Here is a 16,892-nt window from a genome sequence, read left to right as displayed (position 1 = left end):
TATTCGACAATTTGGCGCCTGCGATTTCACTCAAATCGCATCGCTCTTAAACCCGTCTTTACCTTACCGGCCTAGTCTCGATTCCAGTGTTAAGTCCCTGCGTACGAGTTAGCCGATGCGTAAAAGCCTATCTGTCAGGGTGCCAAAAGGTGCAGTGGCCGTGGCTGGTCTATTAGTGGCCGCCGTCGGACTGTCCGGATGTTCGAGCCTTGGGTCACGAACATTTGGTGATCCGACAACCACGGGTTCGGTTTCTCGACCGCTGACCTCTCCCAATATCAATCAGCCCATGCCGAATTCGCTCGGCGCGCAGCCAACTATGCAGGTCGCCGAGTCGCGCTTCCTGCCGCCTGCGCCCGTCGGATCGTCGTGGGGTGGGGCGCCTGTGCAGCAGGCGCCAGTGCAATCTGGCTTCATGCGGCCGGCTGGCACGACCTCGCCGATCGCCGTGGGCGGTGCCGCCCCGACGGTTCAATCCCAGGATCTTCCTGTACTGAGTTCTTCTGCTGCTCCCATGGGAACCCCGCAAGCCATGCCCGCCACGCAATCTCTTCCCGCGGCGCCCTCGATGCCGCCTGTCGCCGCACTCGCCCCGATGCCAAGCAATCTGGGCGCCCCTCCAAGCACGCTCAACGCGGCCCTGCCGGTCAACAGCAATGTGCCGACAGCGCAGCCCGCAGCCGCCACTGGCCAGCCGGCTGCCAACGGCGCCTACACGCACACCATCGCTGGCGGCGAGTCGCTTTATACGATCGCGCGGCGCTATGAGGTAACAACCCAGGCTCTCGTCCAGGCGAATGGCCTTTCCTCGCCGGACAAAATCGTTGTCGGGCAGACGCTGATCATCCCGGGCCGCCCAGATCTCGTTCGCACGCCGCAGACCCCCGCTGTGCAGCCTGTCACTCAGGTGGCTAGCGCTTCAGCCAATCTCGGCGCCCCGCCAGCCCCTCTTGGCAGTCGTCCGGCAACTCCTCAGGCGACGCCGCAGCCCCAGACAGCAGTCGCTCCGGCAGCAACGCCTGCGCCGGTCGCGCAACCAGCGGCAACGCCGGCACCGACCCAGGTCGCCAACGTACCTGCTGCCGAACCTGTGGCTTCGGGTAACGATAAGTTCCGCTGGCCGGTCAGCGGTCGCGTCATAACCGACTTCGCAGCATCCCGGGGGACTGGCATCAACATCGACGTGCCGGAAGGCTCGACGGTCAAGGCTGCCGAAAATGGCACAGTGATCTATGTCGGCTCGGGTGTCGAAGGCTACGGCAACCTCATCCTGATCCGTCACCCCAATGGTTATGTGTCGGCCTATGCTCATCTCAATGGCATGAGCGTTGCCAAGGGCGCAGTGGTCAATCGCGGTGACTCCATCGGTACCGTCGGCATGACTGGTTCCGTCTCCAAGCCCCAGCTCCACTTCGAGCTGCGCAAGGGCGCCACGCCGGTTGATCCGGTTCCGCTTCTCGCAAGCTGAGAGTGAATGGCTATGTGAAAAATCCCCGCTTCGGCGGGGATTTTTGTATTTGATGTTCGAAGTGGCTTCGGCAAGGACACCATCGATGGCGAATTATTCTTCGTACATCATCTGCGGCACGCCGCGCTCAGGCAGTACGCTGCTTTGCGAGATGCTGGCTGCAAGCGGGACAGGAAAGCCGAACTCCTATTTTCGGGCCGAAGACTTTGGCTATTGGGCCGAACGTTGGGGCGTGACCGGTCAGGTTGGTGTCGATAGCCTCAAGTTTGAACAGAACTATTTCGAAGCCATGCTACGCGAGGGCCGTAACGGCAGCGATATCTTCGGCCTCAGGCTGATGTGGAATAGCGTTGATGAGGCAACGCGGTGCTTGCAGCAATTGCAGGGCGGAAGGGCCGACTTCCATATTCAGGTCCAAAAGGCTTTCGGACCCACCCTGTTCATCCACCTCTCCCGGGCGGACAAGCTGGCTCAAGCGATCTCGCTGGTACGGGCCCGACAGAGTGGCCTTTGGCACATTAAGGCAGATGGGTCCGTCATGGAGGGCGATGAATGCGAGCGGCCAATCGAGTACGATCGTACGGTGATTGCTAACGCCGTGGCTCAGCTAGAGGAAGATGACGCCGCCTGGACGGCGTTTTTCTGCTCGCAGGCAATAGAACCAGTGCTGATCGCGTATTCCGAGATCTCCAAAAACCCGCAGGCGGTTCTGGCAAAGGTGCTGGAGCGCCTCGGAAAAGATCCGAAGATTGCGGGATCGATGCAGACGCCAACCCGCAAGATGTCGGACGCGACAAGCACAGAGTGGTATGAGCGTTATCTGGCTGAGAGCATTCTTTAGGTCAAACCACCTTGCCTTGTTCGCCAGCGAGGGTGCGGATCAGCTGGATGGCGACGCGGCCCGAGCGCGCGCCGCGTGTAGCGGCCCACTCTATAGCGCGTGCGCGAAGAGTTTCGTCATCGAGATCGAGGCCATAATAGTCGGCATAGCCGCGAACCATGGACAGGTAAGTGTCCTGGTCCGAATTGTGGAAGCCCAGCCACAAGCCGAAGCGATCAGACAGAGAGACCTTTTCTTCAACCGCCTCGCTTGGATTGATCGCCGTGGAGCGCTCGTTCTCGATCATGTCGCGAGGCATGAGATGGCGCCGGTTGGACGTTGCATAGAAAAGAACATTTTCGGGTCGTCCCTCGAGGCCGCCGTCCAGGATGGTTTTCAGGGACTTGTAGCTTGTTTCGCCACTATCGAAGCTGAGGTCGTCGCAGAAGACGATAAAACGTGCGGGATGGCCTGAAATGGTCCGCATGAGTTGGGGCAGGGTGTCGAGATCCTCTCGCGCGATCTCGATCAGCACAAGCTTCTCGAACCCCTCACGGTCGAGGATATCGGCATGGATTGCCTTGACCAGCGAACTCTTGCCCATTCCGCGGGCGCCCCAGAGCAGCGCATTGTTGGCGCCGTGGCCTCGCGCGAATTGCTCGGTATTTTTCAGAAGCACGTCGCGCACATGTTCGATGCCGCGCAGCATGTCGAGCGGCACACGACTCACCGTTGGAACCGGCAGAAGAGTGCCGTCTTCGCCCTGCCAGTGGAAAGCGCTTGCCTCGCTGAGATTAAGCGTCTGTTCGGAAGATTTTGCGAGTTGCAATGCCTCGGCGATGGTTTCGAGTGCAGTGGCGATACGGCCCAGATGATCTTTGGTCTTCACCGGTTCAGTCCTTCGGTTCAGGCGCGGCAATGTGTTCCTTGAATGGCTTTGCATTCATAAGGGGCCAAATGTATAGTCCGCGCGATTTTGGCCGGGGTGCAAGTGCACAAGACCCCTTTCGCGTCTAGTTGTTCAGCCCAAGGCTGTGGCGCCTTTCTCCCCACTCAAGAAGAATCATAAGGAGTTCGCCTGATGTTCGTTACGCCCGCTTTTGCGCAGGATGCAGCAGCACCCGCCACGGGAGGTTTTGCCGATATCGCCATTCAGCTCATGCCGATCCTGTTGCTGGTGGTGATTTTCTGGCTCTTGATCTTCCGTCCGCAGCAGAAGCGTCTCAAGGCGCAACAGGCTATGCTCTCGGCGATCCGTCGTGGCGACACCGTCGTCACCACGGGCGGCATCGTTGGCAAGGTCACCAAAGCCGTTGATGGCGAAGACCTGGAAGTCGAGATCTCCCAGGGCGTGAAGGTCAAGCTCGTGCGCGGCATGGTTGCCGACGTGCGTTCGAAAGCCGAGCCGGTCAACGACAACAAGCCGGCCTGAGCCGGACACGATCAGCCGGAGCCACCAAAGGCTCCGGCTTTCTGACTCTTTGAAGCCGCATGTCTGTGAAGGCATGCTCTAGGACGCCGTTTCATGCACCAGTCGCCGTTTCGCGTAGCCATCATTCTGATCGTCGCGCTCTTGGGCATCGTGTTCGCCGCACCCAATTTCTTGCCGCAGCAAGTGCGGGATTCACTCCCTGGATGGTTGCCTAAGCCTGGCCTGGTTCTTGGTCTTGATCTTCAGGGCGGTTCGCATCTGTTGCTCGAAGTCGATCGCGCGGGGATCGTCACGCAACGACTTTCCGACGTCCGTCGCGATGCGCGAAACGTCCTCGCCAATCAGAACGGTATCGGCAACATCATCACCACCGATGAAGCCAAGAATGCCATTTACATCGAACTGACCGATCCTTCGCAGAAGGAGCAGGCGCTGACAGCGCTGCAGTCGATCCAGAATACGGTCAACAACTCTCTGTTCTCGACGGGAACGGGCGTCAACGAACTGGCCTTCGGCGAACTGCCGGATGGACGCCTCTCGGTTACGCTGACGCCAGAGGGCATTACGCAGCGCATGAGCTCGCTCGTCGCGCAGTCGATCGAAGTCATCCGCAGCCGTATCGACGAACTGGGTACGACCGAACCGACCATCCAGCGCCAGGGCGACACCCGCGTCCTCGTGCAGGTCCCGGGCTTCGGCGATTCCACTCGCCTCAAGAACATCGTCTCGCAGACGGCGCGCCTGACATTCCACATGGTCTATCCGGGTCTCACTGCCGACCAGGCGGAAGCGCAGGGTCTGCCGGCCGGCACGATGATCGTCCCAAGCCAGGATGGCGGGCGTGAGCTGCTTTACGAAGACGTCGCCCTTGGCGGGGAGTCGCTGGTCGACGCGCAGCCGTCCTATGATCCGCAGCGGGGCATCCCGGTTGTCAGCTTCAAGTTCGACACGCGTGGCGCGGTTACGTTCAGCGAAATCACCTCGGCCAATGTCGGGCAGCGTTTTGCCATCGTGCTCGACAACACAGTAATTACCGCGCCGGTCATCCAGCAGCCGATCACCGGCGGCTCAGGCCAGATCAGCGGCAATTTCACGACGGCGTCGGCCAATGACCTGGCCGTTTTGCTGCGCGCGGGTGCCTTGCCGGCCAGCCTTAACGTCATCGAGGAACGTACGGTCGACGCCAGCCTTGGTGCTGACTCGATCCGCGCTGGTCTCACCGCCGGTGTCGTGGCATCGGTGCTGGTCGTCAGCTTCATGGTCATCGCCTATGGGCTTTGGGGCGTTTTCGCCAACGTTTCGCTGGTGCTCAACGTCATCCTGATCTTTGCCGCGCTGTCGGTACTGGGCTCGACCCTGACACTGCCGGGCATCGCCGGTATCGTCCTCACGATCGGTATGGCGGTCGACGCCAACGTGCTCATCTATGAACGAATGCGTGAAGAGCAGCGGGCAGGGCGCACACCATTGCAGGCGATCAATGCTGGCTTTGAGCGCGCGTGGGGGACGATCGTCGACTCGCACCTGACCCAGCTTGTGGCTGCCGTTGTGCTCTATTTCATGGGCTCAGGCCCGGTGCAGGGCTTTGCCGTTACGCTCGGCCTCGGCATTCTGACCTCGCTGTTCACTTCCTATACGGTCACGTCCTACCAGGTGAATCTCTGGTACAAGCGCGTTCGGCCGAAAGAGCTGAAGATCCAGCATTTCCGGTTCATTCCCGACGGCACCAAAATCCCGTTCATGAAGATCTCGCGCTACGTTATCGCGCTGTCGATCATCATGTCGGTCGTTTCGATTGGCGCGGCCTATTTCAAGGGCTTCAACCTCGGCATCGACTTCGTTGGCGGCACAGCTATCGAAGTACAGCATGTGGGTGGGCCGGCGGACGTCGGCCGGGTTCGCGAACTGCTCGATGGGCTCGAGCTTGGCGAAGTACAGGTGCAGGGTTTTGGTACGCCGGAAGACGTTCTGGTCCGCGTCCAGGCCCAGGAAGGCGGCCAGTCCGCCGACCAGGTGGCCGTCCAGAAGGTTCAGCAAGCGCTTGCCGGCGACAATTACGAGGTTCGGCGCACAGAAGCTGTTAGCGGTACCGTCTCTGGGGAACTTGCCTGGACCGGTACCATTGCCGTGATCATCGCGCTCGCCTGTATTCTGATCTACATCTGGTTCCGGTTCGAATGGCAGTTTGCACTGGCTGCAGTCACGACGACGTCGCACGACATCATCATGACCATCGGCCTCTTCTCGATAACGGGGCTCGAATTCAACCTCAGTTCCATCGCGGCAGTGCTGACGCTCGTGGGCCTATCGCTTAACGAAACCGTGGTTGTGTCCGACCGTATTCGTGAAAACCTCCTCAAATATAGGAAGATGCCGCTGCCGGAGTTGATCGATCTGTCGATCAACCAGACCATCGTGCGTACCTCGCTCACCCAGTTTACCGTGCTTCTGGCGCTCGTGCCGCTGGTGCTGTTCGGGGGCGAAGTGCTGCGCAGCTTCACGATCGCCATGACGTTCGGTTCGCTCGTCGGCATGTATTCGTCGGTCATCGTCAACGGCCCAATCCTCATCAACTTCGGCCTCAAGCAGAAGACCGACGAGGAACTTGTAGCCAAGAAGGAAAAACCGGCGGATGGCGCCTCCGTCTGAACTTTCCACAAGCGGCGCGGGGTTTTTCCCGCGCCAGGTCGGTATCGACGCCTATGGCAATGGCGGTTTTCGCTTTGCTGACATGTCGCATCGCGGTTCGTTGCTGTGCTTGCCGTCTGGCATGAAAGGCTGGGACGTTGCGTCGCCGGCCGAGCTGACCCTCGAAAGCCTGCAACCAGTCCTCGATATCGCAGACACGATCGACGTTCTGCTGATCGGCCTCGGCATGGACATCGCAGCAATCGATCCGGCCATTCGCGACGCTTTCCGCGAGCGGCGTGTCATCATCGAAGCTGTCGGAACTGGCGGAGCCGTGCGTACCTATAACGTGTTGCTGGCTGAGGAGCGGGCCGTGGCTGGCGCGTTTATCGCCGTCGAGAACGCTCGGTAATGACCATAGACAGTTTTGCCTATGCAGCGCAGGTTTTGCGAGAAAGCGACCGCGACCGGTATCTTTCGACGCTGGCGCTGCCTGCGGCAAAGCGCGATGGCGTGACGGCTATCTATGCGTTCAACGCCGATGTCGCGGCCATCCGCGAACGGGTTTCGGGCCCGGCTCCGGGGGAGATTCGCCTGCAATGGTGGAATGATGCGCTGACCGGCGACGGACACGGCGCAGTCCGCCAAAACCCGCTTGCGGACGCTTTGCTGACGACCCTTGACCGTTACGCATTGCCGCCGGGAACACTCCAGCGGCTGATCGGCGCGCGACGATTCGATCTTTATGACGACCCGATGCCTGATCTCGAAACGTTTGAAGGCTATGCTGGCGAGACGGCGTCCACGTTGCTACAGCTTTCGGCGATGATCCTCAACGAAGGCCTGACCGTGGAGCCCGGCGACGCCGCTGGACACCTGGGGGTGGCGCAGGCTTTAGTGGGGCATCTGAGGGCTTTTGGGTTCGTCGCTTCACAGGGCCGCATCATGCTGCCCTGGTCTATCTTCGAGGCGAATGGCGTTCGCGAAGGGGAGATATTCTCGGGCCAGGATAGTGATGGTTTGCACGAAGCGCTGGCACAGATCGCCGAATTGGCGAGTGAGCATCTCGCACAGGCTAGGCGTGCCATTGCCGCTTTGCCGCGCGGCTTACGGCCGGCATTTGCCATTCTTCCGGTGATCGAGGCGCAACTCCAGCTTTGGAACCGAGATAGTTCGTCGCCCTTTTCTGCGCCGGACGACGACCCCGACTGGCGGAAGATCGCACGGGTCAGCTGGTGGGCCTGGCGGAACCGTTAGGGCGCTGAAATCGCAACGAATTCTCCGGTGAAGCGTCCGGCTATTGCGTTTTCTGACGTGAGTTCCGCTGAAAGGCTCAGTCGGGCGCGGCCTTTGCGTCGATATTTTGTGAAGAAATCCGACGTGTCGACGGCCTCCAACGAGGCGGTTGCGGCAAAGCTCCCGTGGATGGGCAACAAATAGTCCATTGTCGAATGATGGATGACCAACTGGCTGGCAAGCCCTTCGGCTTCCAGCCGTAAATGCACAACGGACCAGGCGGCCAGAAGCGCGAGTGTCGCGCCGCTGCCGCCGAAAACGGTGCCGTGCATGTTGAGATTTGGCGCAAGGGGCGCGGCGAGCCGGACGCGATCGACGCTGGCCTCGAGCACTTCCACACCCATGGCGCTCGAGAGCGGAATGTGGGTGTGAAGGTACCGCTGGAGCGCGTTGGCGTTCATTGCCAGACTTTTAGGTCTTCAAGGGCCCGGCTGGTGATAGCCTTGCGCTTGGCGATCGTTTTTTCCGCACCGCGCCAGCGCTTTACACCTTCTGGCTTGATGATCGTCACATCCGGGAAGAGGCCGAAATTAACGTTCATCGGCTGGAAGCTTCGGGCGCCGCTATAGCTCTCGGCTTCGATATGGCCACCGGTGACATGCCCGATCAGGGCGCCCAAAGCGGTTGTTGGCGGAGGGAGCGGCATGGAATCGCCCCGCGCCTCCGCGGCTGTCAGGCGGCCGGTGATGAGGCCGACGGCAGCGCTCTCTACATAGCCTTCAACCCCCGTCACCTGGCCAGCGAAGCGGATGCGTGGGTCGGCTTTGAGGCGCATGTCTGACCCCAACACCTTGGGAGAATTGATGAACGTGTTGCGGTGCAGACCGCCCAGGCGGGCGAATTGGGCATTGGCGAGGCCGGGGATCATCCGGAAGATTTCGGCCTGAATGCCGTAGCGCATCTTGGTCTGGAAGCCGACCATGTTCCAGAGCGTTCCCAAGGCGTTGTCCTGACGAAGCTGGACGATGGCATAAGGCTTGACGGTCGGGTTGCGCGGATTGGTGAGACCAACCGGCTTCATCGGGCCGTGGCGGAGCGTCTCGTCGCCGCGCTCGGCCATGACTTCGATGGGCAGACAGCCATCAAAATACGGGACCTTCTCCCAATCCTTGAACTCATGCAGCGGCGCGGTTTTAAGAGCCTCTACAAAGGCATAGTACTGATCGCGGTCCATCGGCAGGTTCAGATAGTCGGCGCCAGTGCCGCCGGGACCAGCCTTATCGTAGCGCGACTGCTTCCAGGCGATATCGTGATCGATGCTGTCGTAATGAACGATCGGCGCAATCGCATCGAAAAAGGCAAGGGAGTCTTCGCCGGTTTTGGCAAGGATTGCATCGGCCAGAGCAGGCGAAGTTAGAGGCCCGCTGGCAATGATGACATGGCGCCAATCCTCAGGCGGCCAGCCAGCAATCTCTTCTCGCTGAATGGAGATTCGTGGATGATTTTCAACGGCTTGCGTCACAGCGGCAGAAAAGCCGTGACGATCTACGGCCAGGGCGCCGCCGGCGGGGAGCTTGTGCTCGTCGGCAGCGCGCATGATCAGCGAGTTGCAGCGGCGCATCTCTTCGTGGAGGAGGCCGACGGCGTTTTGCTCGTGATCATCAGAGCGGAAGCTGTTTGAGCAGACGAGCTCGGCGAAATCGGTTGTCGAATGCGCGTCTGTGGCTTTGACGCCGCGCATTTCGTGGACGATGACGGTGGCGCCAGCTTCAGCGGCCTGCCATGCAGCTTCGGAGCCGGCGAGGCCGCCGCCGATGATGTGAATAGGTTCATTTGACATGGCGAGCCAGATAGCAAGCCCGCCATGTCGCGGCAATGGGTGAGTTAGGCGGCGCGGCGCTCGTGGCGTCCTTCATTGACCTCTTCAGCGATCTTTTCGCAGAAGGCATCAAGGTCGCCCGGGTTGCGGCTGGTGATGAGGCCCTGGTCTGTGACGACCTGGCTATCCTCCCAGAGCCCACCGGCGTTGATGACGTCAGTCTTGATCGAGTTGAAGGACGTGACCTTACGGCCCTTCACAATGCCGGCTTCAACGAGCAGCCAAGGGGCGTGGCAAATGGCGGCAACGACTTTCTTCTGTTGCCAGAAGGACTTGATGAAGGCGATGGCATCTGGTTCGACGCGCAGGAGATCTGGATTGATCTGGCCGCCAGGGAGAACGAGTGCGTCATAGTCGTCCGGCTTGGCTTCGGAGAGCGTCTTGTCGACGGGGACAGAGTTGCCCCAATCCTTTTTATCCCAACCCTTGATCTCGCCTGGTTCAAGCGAAACGACGTGAACAGTTGCGCCGGCCTCCCGTAGCTTGTTCAGCGGAACTTCGAGTTCCGACTGCTCGAAGCCGTTGGTGGCGACGATGGCGATCATTTTACCGGAAAGATTCTGCACGGGGATAACTCCTCTGTTGCTTGGGTCGGCAAGGGCAACGGAGGGAGAAGAAAGGAGTTCCTACGCGCTTGGTCACAAAGACCGGAAACGAAAACACCCGCGTCTCAGAGAGATGCGGGCGTTCGGTTCGAAGTATTCGCGCTATAAGACTTAGAGCGAATTGGCATGATCGCGAGCAATGCGATTGATATCGTTGCGCGCAATGCCGAGGTCGTTCAGCTGACGATTGTCGAGCGAAGCAAGTTCACGAACCGTCTGCTGGTAAGCGGCCCACTTCTTGAAGGTCTTGCGAATGTCCATTTGAGTTCTCCTGTCGTTTGCAAGGAGAGATATAGATTAGACCAAGGCGACCGAGCAGATAGAGATTGGTCAAAGAAGCCATGCAATTTGTGCAGGGCATTGGGCGATGGCGTTAAACCTCGGTTAAGGTGGCAGGCAAAAGTTTGGCCGCCGGAGGGCAATCCGGCGGCCAGATGGTTTTTGGGAGGTGGACGGATCAGCGATCGAACAGCGACCGGGTCATCTTGGAAAAGTCGGGCCCTGAAAGGCCCAGCATATCTGCCTCTCGGGTGGAAGGGACGTCCATTTCCCTTAACGTCTGCTTAATATCCACGAGGCGCCGCATGCGCCAGACAGCACGTACAAACATGGGTCTTTCCCCTTATGGGTTGGCAGCACAAGGTGAGCATGGCTTGATTTGCGGCCTTGAGCCATCATGGGAAGAGCAGGCTTTGCATGCGTAGCGTGCATGGCATTTTCAGCGGCTGATGGGTCTGACCTATGGATTTATGGGCAATTGCGGCCTCCAATCGGGTAGCACTCCGTTACCGTCGACATCTGGCGGACGGCGATTTGGCGGTCCTTTTGGTAACGGGCAGACATAGACCAGCAAAAAGGGCCCCGAAGGGCCCCTTATCTATTCTGCTGCACGGGTCGCGTAATGCGGTCGGCGGTCCATGACTTCCTTGAGGAAGTGGCCGGTGTGGGATCGCTTGTTGGAGGCGACCTCTTCGGGCGTACCAATGGCAACGACCTCACCGCCGCCATCGCCGCCTTCCGGGCCCATGTCGATGATCCAGTCGGCCGTTTTAATGACTTCGAGATTGTGCTCGATCACCACCACCGTATTACCACCGTCGACGAGCTCGTGAAGAACTTCGAGAAGCTTGGCCACGTCGTGGAAGTGTAGCCCCGTCGTCGGCTCGTCGAGCATGTAGAGCGTGCGGCCGGTGGCGCGTTTGCTCAGTTCCTTGGAGAGTTTGACGCGCTGGGCTTCGCCGCCGGAGAGGGTCGTGGCCGGCTGGCCAACCTTGACATAGCCAAGGCCGACGCGCTGCAGCGTTGCGAACTTGTCACGGATGACCGGGACGGCCGAGAAGAACTCGACGCCTTCGTCGATGGTCATGTCGAGGACGTCGGAGATCGACTTGCCCTTGAACTGGACTTCCAGCGTTTCGCGATTGTAGCGCTTGCCCTTGCAGACGTCGCAGGTGACGTAAACATCCGGCAGGAAGTGCATCTCGATCTTGAGGACGCCATCCCCCTCGCACTTTTCGCAGCGGCCACCCTTGACGTTGAAGGAGAACCGACCCGGTCCGTAACCGCGCGCTTTCGCTTCGGGCAAGCCAGCGAACCATTCGCGCAGGGGCGTGAAGGCGCCGGTATAGGTGGCGGGATTAGAGCGCGGGGTGCGGCCAATTGGGGACTGATCGATATCGATGACCTTGTCGAGGAATTCGAGGCCGGTGAGCGATTCATGTGGGGCAGGGACCACGCGCGCGCCATTCAGGCGACGGGCGATGGCTTGATACATGGTGTCGATCATCAAGGTGGACTTGCCGCCGCCGGACACGCCGGTGATCGCGACGAAGAGGCCGAGCGGTACGTCGACCGAGACGTTCTTGAGGTTGTTGCCGGTCGCGCCCTTGATGGAGAGCGCCTTGCCCTTCTTGCCCTCGCGGCGTTCGGCCGGCACCTGAATGCCCATGCGGCCCGACAGATATTTACCGGTGAGGGAATCTGGGTGATTGAGGATGTCTTGCGGCGTGCCTTCGGCAACGATATTGCCGCCGTTGACGCCAGCGCCGGGGCCGATATCGAGGACGTAGTCCGCGGTCAGGATCGCGTCTTCGTCGTGTTCGACGACAATGACGGTGTTGCCGAGATCGCGGAGGCGCTGCAGGGTTTCCAGAAGCCGGGCATTGTCGCGCTGGTGGAGACCGATGGACGGCTCGTCGAGCACATAGAGAACGCCGGTCAGACCGGAGCCGATCTGGCTGGCGAGACGGATGCGCTGAGATTCGCCGCCTGACAGGGTGCCGGAATTGCGCGACATCGACAGATATTCGAGGCCGACATCGTTGAGGAAGTTGAGGCGCTCGCGGATTTCCTTGAGGATGCGTTCGCCGATCTGGCTCTGGGTGGCGTTGAGCTTGTCCGACAGGTCGACGGACCACTTGGATGCGACCTTGATCGACATGTCGCTGACCTGGCCGATGTGGAGGCCATCGATCTTCACCGCCAGCGTTTCGGGCTTGAGGCGATAGCCGCCGCAGGCCTTGCAGGGCTTGGCCGACATGTACCTTTCGATTTCCTCGCGCATGCCGGCGCTTTCGGTTTCCTTGTAGCGGCGCTCAAGGTTGCCGATGACGCCTTCGAAAACCTTTTGGGTTTTGTATTGGCGTAGGCCATCGTCATAAACGAAATCGATCTTGGTCTTGTCGGTGCCGTAGAGAACGGCGTGCTGGACGTCGAGCGGCAGTTCGTTCCAGGCGGTACCCGTCGAAGCGCCATAATGCTTCACGACGGCCTGCAGGGTCTGCTGATAGTAGGGCGCGGACGTCTTTGACCACGGCAGAATCGCGCCATCACGCAGCGACAGCGTCGGATCAGGGACGATCTGATCGGGGTCGATCTTTTGCTCGGTGCCGAGGCCATCGCAGACCGGGCAGGCGCCGAAAGGATTGTTGAAGGAAAAGAGACGCGGCTCGATTTCGGCAATGGTAAAGCCAGACACGGGGCAGGCGAATTTTTCGGAGAAGGTGATCTGGCGGGCAGAGCCGTCTTCGTTTTTCTCGTCAGCGAATTCGACCAGCGCAATGCCTTCGGCGAGTTTCAGCGCAGTCTCGAAACTCTCGGCCAGGCGGCCGGAAATGTCGGGGGAAACCACGACGCGATCGACCACGACTTCGATGTCGTGCTTGTATTTCTTGTCGAGCGCCGGGGCGTCTTCGATCTCGTGATATTCGCCGTCGATCTTTACGCGCTGAAAGCCCTTGCGCATGAGATCGGCCAGTTCCTTCTTGAACTCGCCTTTGCGTCCCCGGGCGATGGGGGCCAGCAGATAAAGGCGCGTACCCTCGGGCAGCTCCAGGGTGCGATCGACCATCTGCGACACGGTCTGGCTCTCGATCGGCAGGCCTGTCGCCGGAGAATAGGGGATGCCGACACGCGCGAACAGAAGGCGCAGGTAATCGTAGATCTCGGTAACCGTGCCAACGGTCGACCGCGGGTTACGCGAGGTTGTTTTCTGCTCGATGGAAATGGCGGGCGAGAGGCCTTCGATGTGCTCGACATCGGGCTTCTGCATCATTTCAAGAAACTGGCGCGCGTAGGCCGAGAGCGATTCCACGTAGCGCCGCTGGCCTTCGGCATAGATTGTATCGAAGGCCAAAGACGATTTGCCGGAGCCGGAAAGGCCAGTCATGACGATGAGGCTGTCGCGTGGCAGCTTGACGTCGATGCCCTTCAGATTGTGCTCGCGGGCGCCGCGCACAATGATTTCACGGTTCTGGCTGGGCGTTGGCTTCATAGTTCTCGTCCGTGGCTCGATGCGCCGTGGATCGGCGCAGAGGCAAGTGGGGTCTTTGAGGCTGGGGAGCCCCTGAAATAAGCGTTGCTGGGCCGCGCTGCAAGCAGAGGGCGCACATGGCCGACCCGCGCTGTCGTCACCTTAGCGTGTCTTCCGGCGCCGGCAAAACCATCTTCGAGCAATGTGAACAATTGCAGAACGTCCAAGATTCGGTCAAGTGAAGGCCGTCATAGTAATGCCATGCCAGGCGGCGATGAGCGCTGCGAGCAGGAACAGCGCGCCGACAGATCGACCAATCCAGATCGTAGCGGTTGGGTTGCCGATGAGCGCATCACGACTGCGGCCGGCCGCGAGAGCGAGTGCGCCATAGATGAGCGCCTGCATGAGAAGAGTGATGGTGGCGAGCACGAGCGCTTGCGACCAGAGCGGGCCGAAGCCGGGCCGCATGAACTGCGGAAAGACCGCCAGCACGAAGAGATAAGCCTTGGGATTGAGAAGGCAGGTGATTGTGCCTTGGCAAAAGGCCGACGAGCGGGTGCGAAGGGAAGCGCTGCCAATAGCATCAACGCTGATAGCGCTGCGAAGGAGGGTGAAGCCAATCCACGCCATGTAGGCGGCGCCGATCAGGATCATGGATTGGAAGACAAGGGCCGGTAATTGGGTGAAAGCGCCGACGGCAAGGGCGCCAAAAAGCGTGTGGATCGCGCCGCCCAACATAATGCCGGCGATGGCGGCCATGCCCATCTGCCGACCGCCGGTGATTGCATTGGCGATGACATAGGCCATATCCATGCCCGGTACGGCGATGATGCCAAAGACCAGGAGCGTATAAAGCCAGAGGGCCTGCGCATAATCCATTGAGGGCTCCGATTGAGGCAGCCTCGATGGCGCAGGCGTGCTGACAGGGTGTGTCAGGAGAAAGAAGGGGCGGGGCGGCTGCGGCCGACTCAGTCTTGTTTGAGATAATTGGCGCCGTCGATGACGAGCAGGTCCGTGTCGTCGCGATCGGGGGCGAAGATCGACAGGGTTTCGGAGGTGCCGTTCCTGGCGGTGAGGACCAGCTGATAACCCGAGACCTCGTAGGTACCCGAGCTGCCCGCCCGCTTGGAGGAGACCGTAACGCCGCCCATGTCGCCGCTCGACGACCCGCCGCTCCAACCGCGGCGGGTAAAGGTGCCATCCGGCTTGAAGACGAGGGTGCGCTCGACAGCAACGCCGCCCGAGGACGTGGCCGTCATGCCACTCGAGGCCCAGGTGTAGGTCCAGGTGCCGTCGAACGTGGTGCCATTGTCGAACGGGGGCAGGCGAAAGTAATCGCCTCCGTCGATCTTGAGATCGTTCCCAGACTTTTCCAGAGGCAGCGTTTCGGTTTCGATGACACCATAGCCATCGACCATGGAGCGCATCTCGATCTGCCGCGCGCCGCCAAACCAGCCACCGCCGGAGACTTTATAGGTGCCGCAATCGGTGGGATTGGCGGCGCAATGGGTTTCCATATCGCCGCCGGCGGGGATGGCGGAGCTGAAGAGGCCATCGGGATCGAAGACCATGATCTCGCTTTCGGAATTGAAATCGAGGCCACCGAAGGCATTGGGCATCAGGCCCGTATCGAGATGGGTGAAGACGCCATCGAGCCCGCCATCGCCTGCTTGCGGTTTCATGCCTTCGGCGCTGTCGCCCTTGAAGCGGACCGAGCGAACCAGCGCTTCGAAAGCCTCATCGGCCTCATCCTGATGGTCGCTGCTCGTGTTGACGAAAATCAGGCCGGCAAGAAGTTGTTCGTTTTCGGCGGCGACGCCGGCGATGGTCTGGCCCATGGGCACATCACTGGAATAGCTACAGCAACGGTATTCGACCTTGATCGAATGGCCATGAAGTGTCGTGCCGGCGCTGTCGACCATCGGGTCTTCCTCGTACATGCCGTCGACCCAACTTACCATTTCGGCGATGTTGGCATCGAGCGAGGCGGGCGCGCCCTTGATATTGAGGAGCTGGATCATGGCCGCGGCCTGTTCGGTATCTTCGGTCTCCGGAAAGGACCGGACGAGCAGGATGCCCTCGGCGTCATCCTGTTTTTCCCAACCGTCGGGAACGTCGAATACTGCGCCCCCCAATGTCATTTCCTTGGCACTAGCGGGCAGGCAGGCGGCGAGGGCGAGGGCGACGAGACCGAGTGGTCTGAGAATGGTGCCAATCATCAATTCAAATCCGCTCAATATGTTGCGCGAAGACGAAAGCGTTGGTTTGGCGAGAATGAGGCCGAGGGGAGGGATTTGAATGGACCGGTCAATTTGCGCTCCTGAGCTACAATAGGGCCCGTCCTTGGGGGTGAGAACTGGGGAGGTAAAATGGCTGTTGACTCGTTGGAGTGAAAATGGAACATAAAGGGAACAAAACTTGTGTTCAAAACTCCGGCAAGATGCAGGCGGGGGAAGGCGCGGAGGGGTAGAGTCGCGCCGCTATGGATGTGAGGGTTCCGCTTGGCGCAAGGCCCGGGACTGAATTGAAAGGAACGAGCGATGGCAGGCAGTGTCAACAAGGTGATCCTGGTCGGCAATCTGGGCAATGAGCCCGAGGTGCGGAACCTGCCGAGCGGGGGCAAGGTGGTAAACCTGTCCGTTGCGACTTCGGAACGCTGGCGCGATCGCAATACCGGCGAACAGCGCGAAAAGACCGAATGGCATCGCGTGGTGATCTTTTCGGAAGGGCTGGCCAAGGTCGCCGAACAGTATCTCCATAAGGGGAGCAAGGTTTACCTCGAGGGCCAGTTGCAGACGCGCAAGTGGCAGGATCAGTCGGGCCAGGACAAGTATTCGACCGAGATCGTGCTGCAGGGTTTCAACGCCTCGATGGTGCTGCTCGACGGTCGCGGCGATGGCGCCGGCGCGAGCGAAGGCAGCGGCGGATATCGCAACAGCGACGACGGCGGCTTCCGCGGCGTCAGCAACAATGGCGGAGGCGGCGGCGGCCGCCGGCCATCGTCCAACGCACCGGCCTTCGAGCCGGGCGGGCTCGACGACGACATCCCGTTCTGAGGATTTTGGCAAAGGGG

General features: G+C 60.3%; 15 protein-coding genes. 7 read left to right on the top strand and 8 right to left on the bottom strand.

Annotated elements, in window-relative coordinates; all coding sequences use genetic code 11:
* Nucleotides 1-160 precede the first annotated feature (160 nt).
* A complete protein-coding gene (locus VW35_RS04535; protein WP_161796856.1) occupies nucleotides 161-1,468 on the top strand; it encodes a M23 family metallopeptidase in 1,308 nt (435 codons plus the stop codon).
* Nucleotides 1,440-2,309, top strand: coding sequence for a Stf0 family sulfotransferase (locus tag VW35_RS04530; protein ID WP_152662480.1), 870 nt, complete (start codon nucleotides 1,440-1,442; stop codon nucleotides 2,307-2,309). Before VW35_RS04535 ends, VW35_RS04530 begins: the two co-directional genes overlap by 29 nt.
* Before the next feature lies 1 nt (nucleotide 2,310).
* On the opposite strand, the gene VW35_RS04525 is transcribed toward VW35_RS04530, so the two are convergent.
* Entirely contained in the window at nucleotides 2,311-3,231 is a 921-nt protein-coding gene (locus VW35_RS04525) for an ATP-binding protein (protein WP_083982426.1), read from the bottom strand.
* A gap of 138 nt (nucleotides 3,232-3,369) precedes the next feature.
* Between VW35_RS04525 and yajC the strand changes: the two genes are divergently transcribed.
* The 4 genes from yajC (at nucleotide 3,370) to VW35_RS04505 (ending at nucleotide 7,605) form a co-directional block, all read left to right on the top strand.
* Nucleotides 3,370-3,720 carry a preprotein translocase subunit YajC gene (gene yajC / locus VW35_RS04520; RefSeq protein WP_046141846.1) on the top strand — a complete coding sequence of 117 codons (351 nt, stop codon included), beginning with the start codon at nucleotides 3,370-3,372 and terminating at the stop codon, nucleotides 3,718-3,720.
* A gap of 93 nt (nucleotides 3,721-3,813) precedes the next feature.
* Entirely contained in the window at nucleotides 3,814-6,369 is a 2,556-nt protein-coding gene (gene secD / locus VW35_RS04515; RefSeq protein ID WP_046141845.1) for a protein translocase subunit SecD, read from the top strand.
* On the top strand, nucleotides 6,353-6,760 hold the full coding sequence (locus VW35_RS04510) for an Mth938-like domain-containing protein (protein ID WP_046141844.1): 408 nt from the start codon (nucleotides 6,353-6,355) through the stop codon (nucleotides 6,758-6,760). The genes secD and VW35_RS04510 overlap by 17 nt, the downstream gene beginning before the upstream one ends.
* On the top strand, nucleotides 6,760-7,605 hold the full coding sequence (locus VW35_RS04505; RefSeq protein ID WP_046141843.1) for a phytoene/squalene synthase family protein: 846 nt from the start codon (nucleotides 6,760-6,762) through the stop codon (nucleotides 7,603-7,605). Before VW35_RS04510 ends, VW35_RS04505 begins: the two co-directional genes overlap by 1 nt.
* On the opposite strand, the gene VW35_RS04500 is transcribed toward VW35_RS04505, so the two are convergent.
* The 7 genes from VW35_RS04500 to VW35_RS04475 form a co-directional block, all read right to left on the bottom strand.
* The gene (locus VW35_RS04500) at nucleotides 7,602-8,045 is read right to left on the bottom strand and encodes a YiiD C-terminal domain-containing protein (RefSeq protein ID WP_046141842.1); all 444 of its coding nucleotides are present in this window, start codon (nucleotides 8,043-8,045) and stop codon (nucleotides 7,602-7,604) included. The genes VW35_RS04505 and VW35_RS04500 overlap by 4 nt on opposite strands.
* Nucleotides 8,042-9,424 (bottom strand): methylenetetrahydrofolate--tRNA-(uracil(54)-C(5))-methyltransferase (FADH(2)-oxidizing) TrmFO, encoded by a 1,383-nt coding sequence (gene trmFO, locus VW35_RS04495; protein WP_046141841.1) that lies wholly within the window; start codon nucleotides 9,422-9,424, stop codon nucleotides 8,042-8,044. Before trmFO ends, VW35_RS04500 begins: the two co-directional genes overlap by 4 nt.
* A gap of 44 nt (nucleotides 9,425-9,468) precedes the next feature.
* Nucleotides 9,469-10,029: a type 1 glutamine amidotransferase domain-containing protein gene (locus VW35_RS04490; protein WP_046141840.1), complete on the bottom strand. Its 561-nt coding sequence runs from the start codon at nucleotides 10,027-10,029 to the stop codon at nucleotides 9,469-9,471.
* 150 nt (nucleotides 10,030-10,179) lie between these two features.
* Nucleotides 10,180-10,329 carry a DUF1127 domain-containing protein gene (locus VW35_RS20895; protein WP_083982424.1) on the bottom strand — a complete coding sequence of 50 codons (150 nt, stop codon included), beginning with the start codon at nucleotides 10,327-10,329 and terminating at the stop codon, nucleotides 10,180-10,182.
* A gap of 616 nt (nucleotides 10,330-10,945) precedes the next feature.
* Nucleotides 10,946-13,840: an excinuclease ABC subunit UvrA gene (uvrA, locus tag VW35_RS04485; protein WP_046141839.1), complete on the bottom strand. Its 2,895-nt coding sequence runs from the start codon at nucleotides 13,838-13,840 to the stop codon at nucleotides 10,946-10,948.
* A 213-nt stretch (nucleotides 13,841-14,053) separates the two neighbouring features.
* Complete coding sequence (locus VW35_RS04480; RefSeq protein WP_046141838.1) at nucleotides 14,054-14,698, bottom strand: LysE family translocator; 645 nt, start codon at nucleotides 14,696-14,698, stop codon at nucleotides 14,054-14,056.
* Between the two features lie 89 nt (nucleotides 14,699-14,787).
* Nucleotides 14,788-16,038, bottom strand: coding sequence for a hypothetical protein (locus VW35_RS04475; RefSeq protein ID WP_046141837.1), 1,251 nt, complete (start codon nucleotides 16,036-16,038; stop codon nucleotides 14,788-14,790).
* A 321-nt stretch (nucleotides 16,039-16,359) separates the two neighbouring features.
* Between VW35_RS04475 and ssb the strand changes: the two genes are divergently transcribed.
* Complete coding sequence (gene ssb / locus VW35_RS04470) at nucleotides 16,360-16,875, top strand: single-stranded DNA-binding protein (protein WP_046141836.1); 516 nt, start codon at nucleotides 16,360-16,362, stop codon at nucleotides 16,873-16,875.
* The last annotated feature ends 17 nt before the right edge of the window (nucleotides 16,876-16,892 follow it).

The organism is Devosia soli, from assembly GCF_000970455.1.
In the GTDB taxonomy this organism is placed as follows: Bacteria; Pseudomonadota; Alphaproteobacteria; order Rhizobiales; family Devosiaceae; genus Devosia; species Devosia soli.
This window is presented reverse-complemented; position numbering and strand designations above follow the sequence as displayed.

Excerpts from the sequence above, each read along its gene's own strand:
- VW35_RS04525 (WP_083982426.1), bottom strand. The coding sequence starts at position 3,231 with ATGCAAAGCCATTCAAGGAACACATTGCCGCGCCTGAACCGAAGGACT.
- yajC (WP_046141846.1), top strand. The coding sequence starts at position 3,370 with ATGTTCGTTACGCCCGCTTTTGCGCAGGATGCAGCAGCACCCGCCACG.
- secD (WP_046141845.1), top strand. The coding sequence starts at position 3,814 with ATGCACCAGTCGCCGTTTCGCGTAGCCATCATTCTGATCGTCGCGCTC.
- VW35_RS04510 (WP_046141844.1), top strand. The coding sequence starts at position 6,353 with ATGGCGCCTCCGTCTGAACTTTCCACAAGCGGCGCGGGGTTTTTCCCG.
- VW35_RS04505 (WP_046141843.1), top strand. The coding sequence starts at position 6,760 with ATGACCATAGACAGTTTTGCCTATGCAGCGCAGGTTTTGCGAGAAAGC.
- VW35_RS04500 (WP_046141842.1), bottom strand. The coding sequence starts at position 8,045 with ATGAACGCCAACGCGCTCCAGCGGTACCTTCACACCCACATTCCGCTC.
- trmFO (WP_046141841.1), bottom strand. The coding sequence starts at position 9,424 with ATGTCAAATGAACCTATTCACATCATCGGCGGCGGCCTCGCCGGCTCC.
- VW35_RS20895 (WP_083982424.1), bottom strand. The coding sequence starts at position 10,329 with ATGGACATTCGCAAGACCTTCAAGAAGTGGGCCGCTTACCAGCAGACG.
- uvrA (WP_046141839.1), bottom strand. The coding sequence starts at position 13,840 with ATGAAGCCAACGCCCAGCCAGAACCGTGAAATCATTGTGCGCGGCGCC.
- VW35_RS04480 (WP_046141838.1), bottom strand. The coding sequence starts at position 14,698 with ATGGATTATGCGCAGGCCCTCTGGCTTTATACGCTCCTGGTCTTTGGC.
- VW35_RS04475 (WP_046141837.1), bottom strand. The coding sequence starts at position 16,038 with ATGATTGGCACCATTCTCAGACCACTCGGTCTCGTCGCCCTCGCCCTC.
- ssb (WP_046141836.1), top strand. The coding sequence starts at position 16,360 with ATGGCAGGCAGTGTCAACAAGGTGATCCTGGTCGGCAATCTGGGCAAT.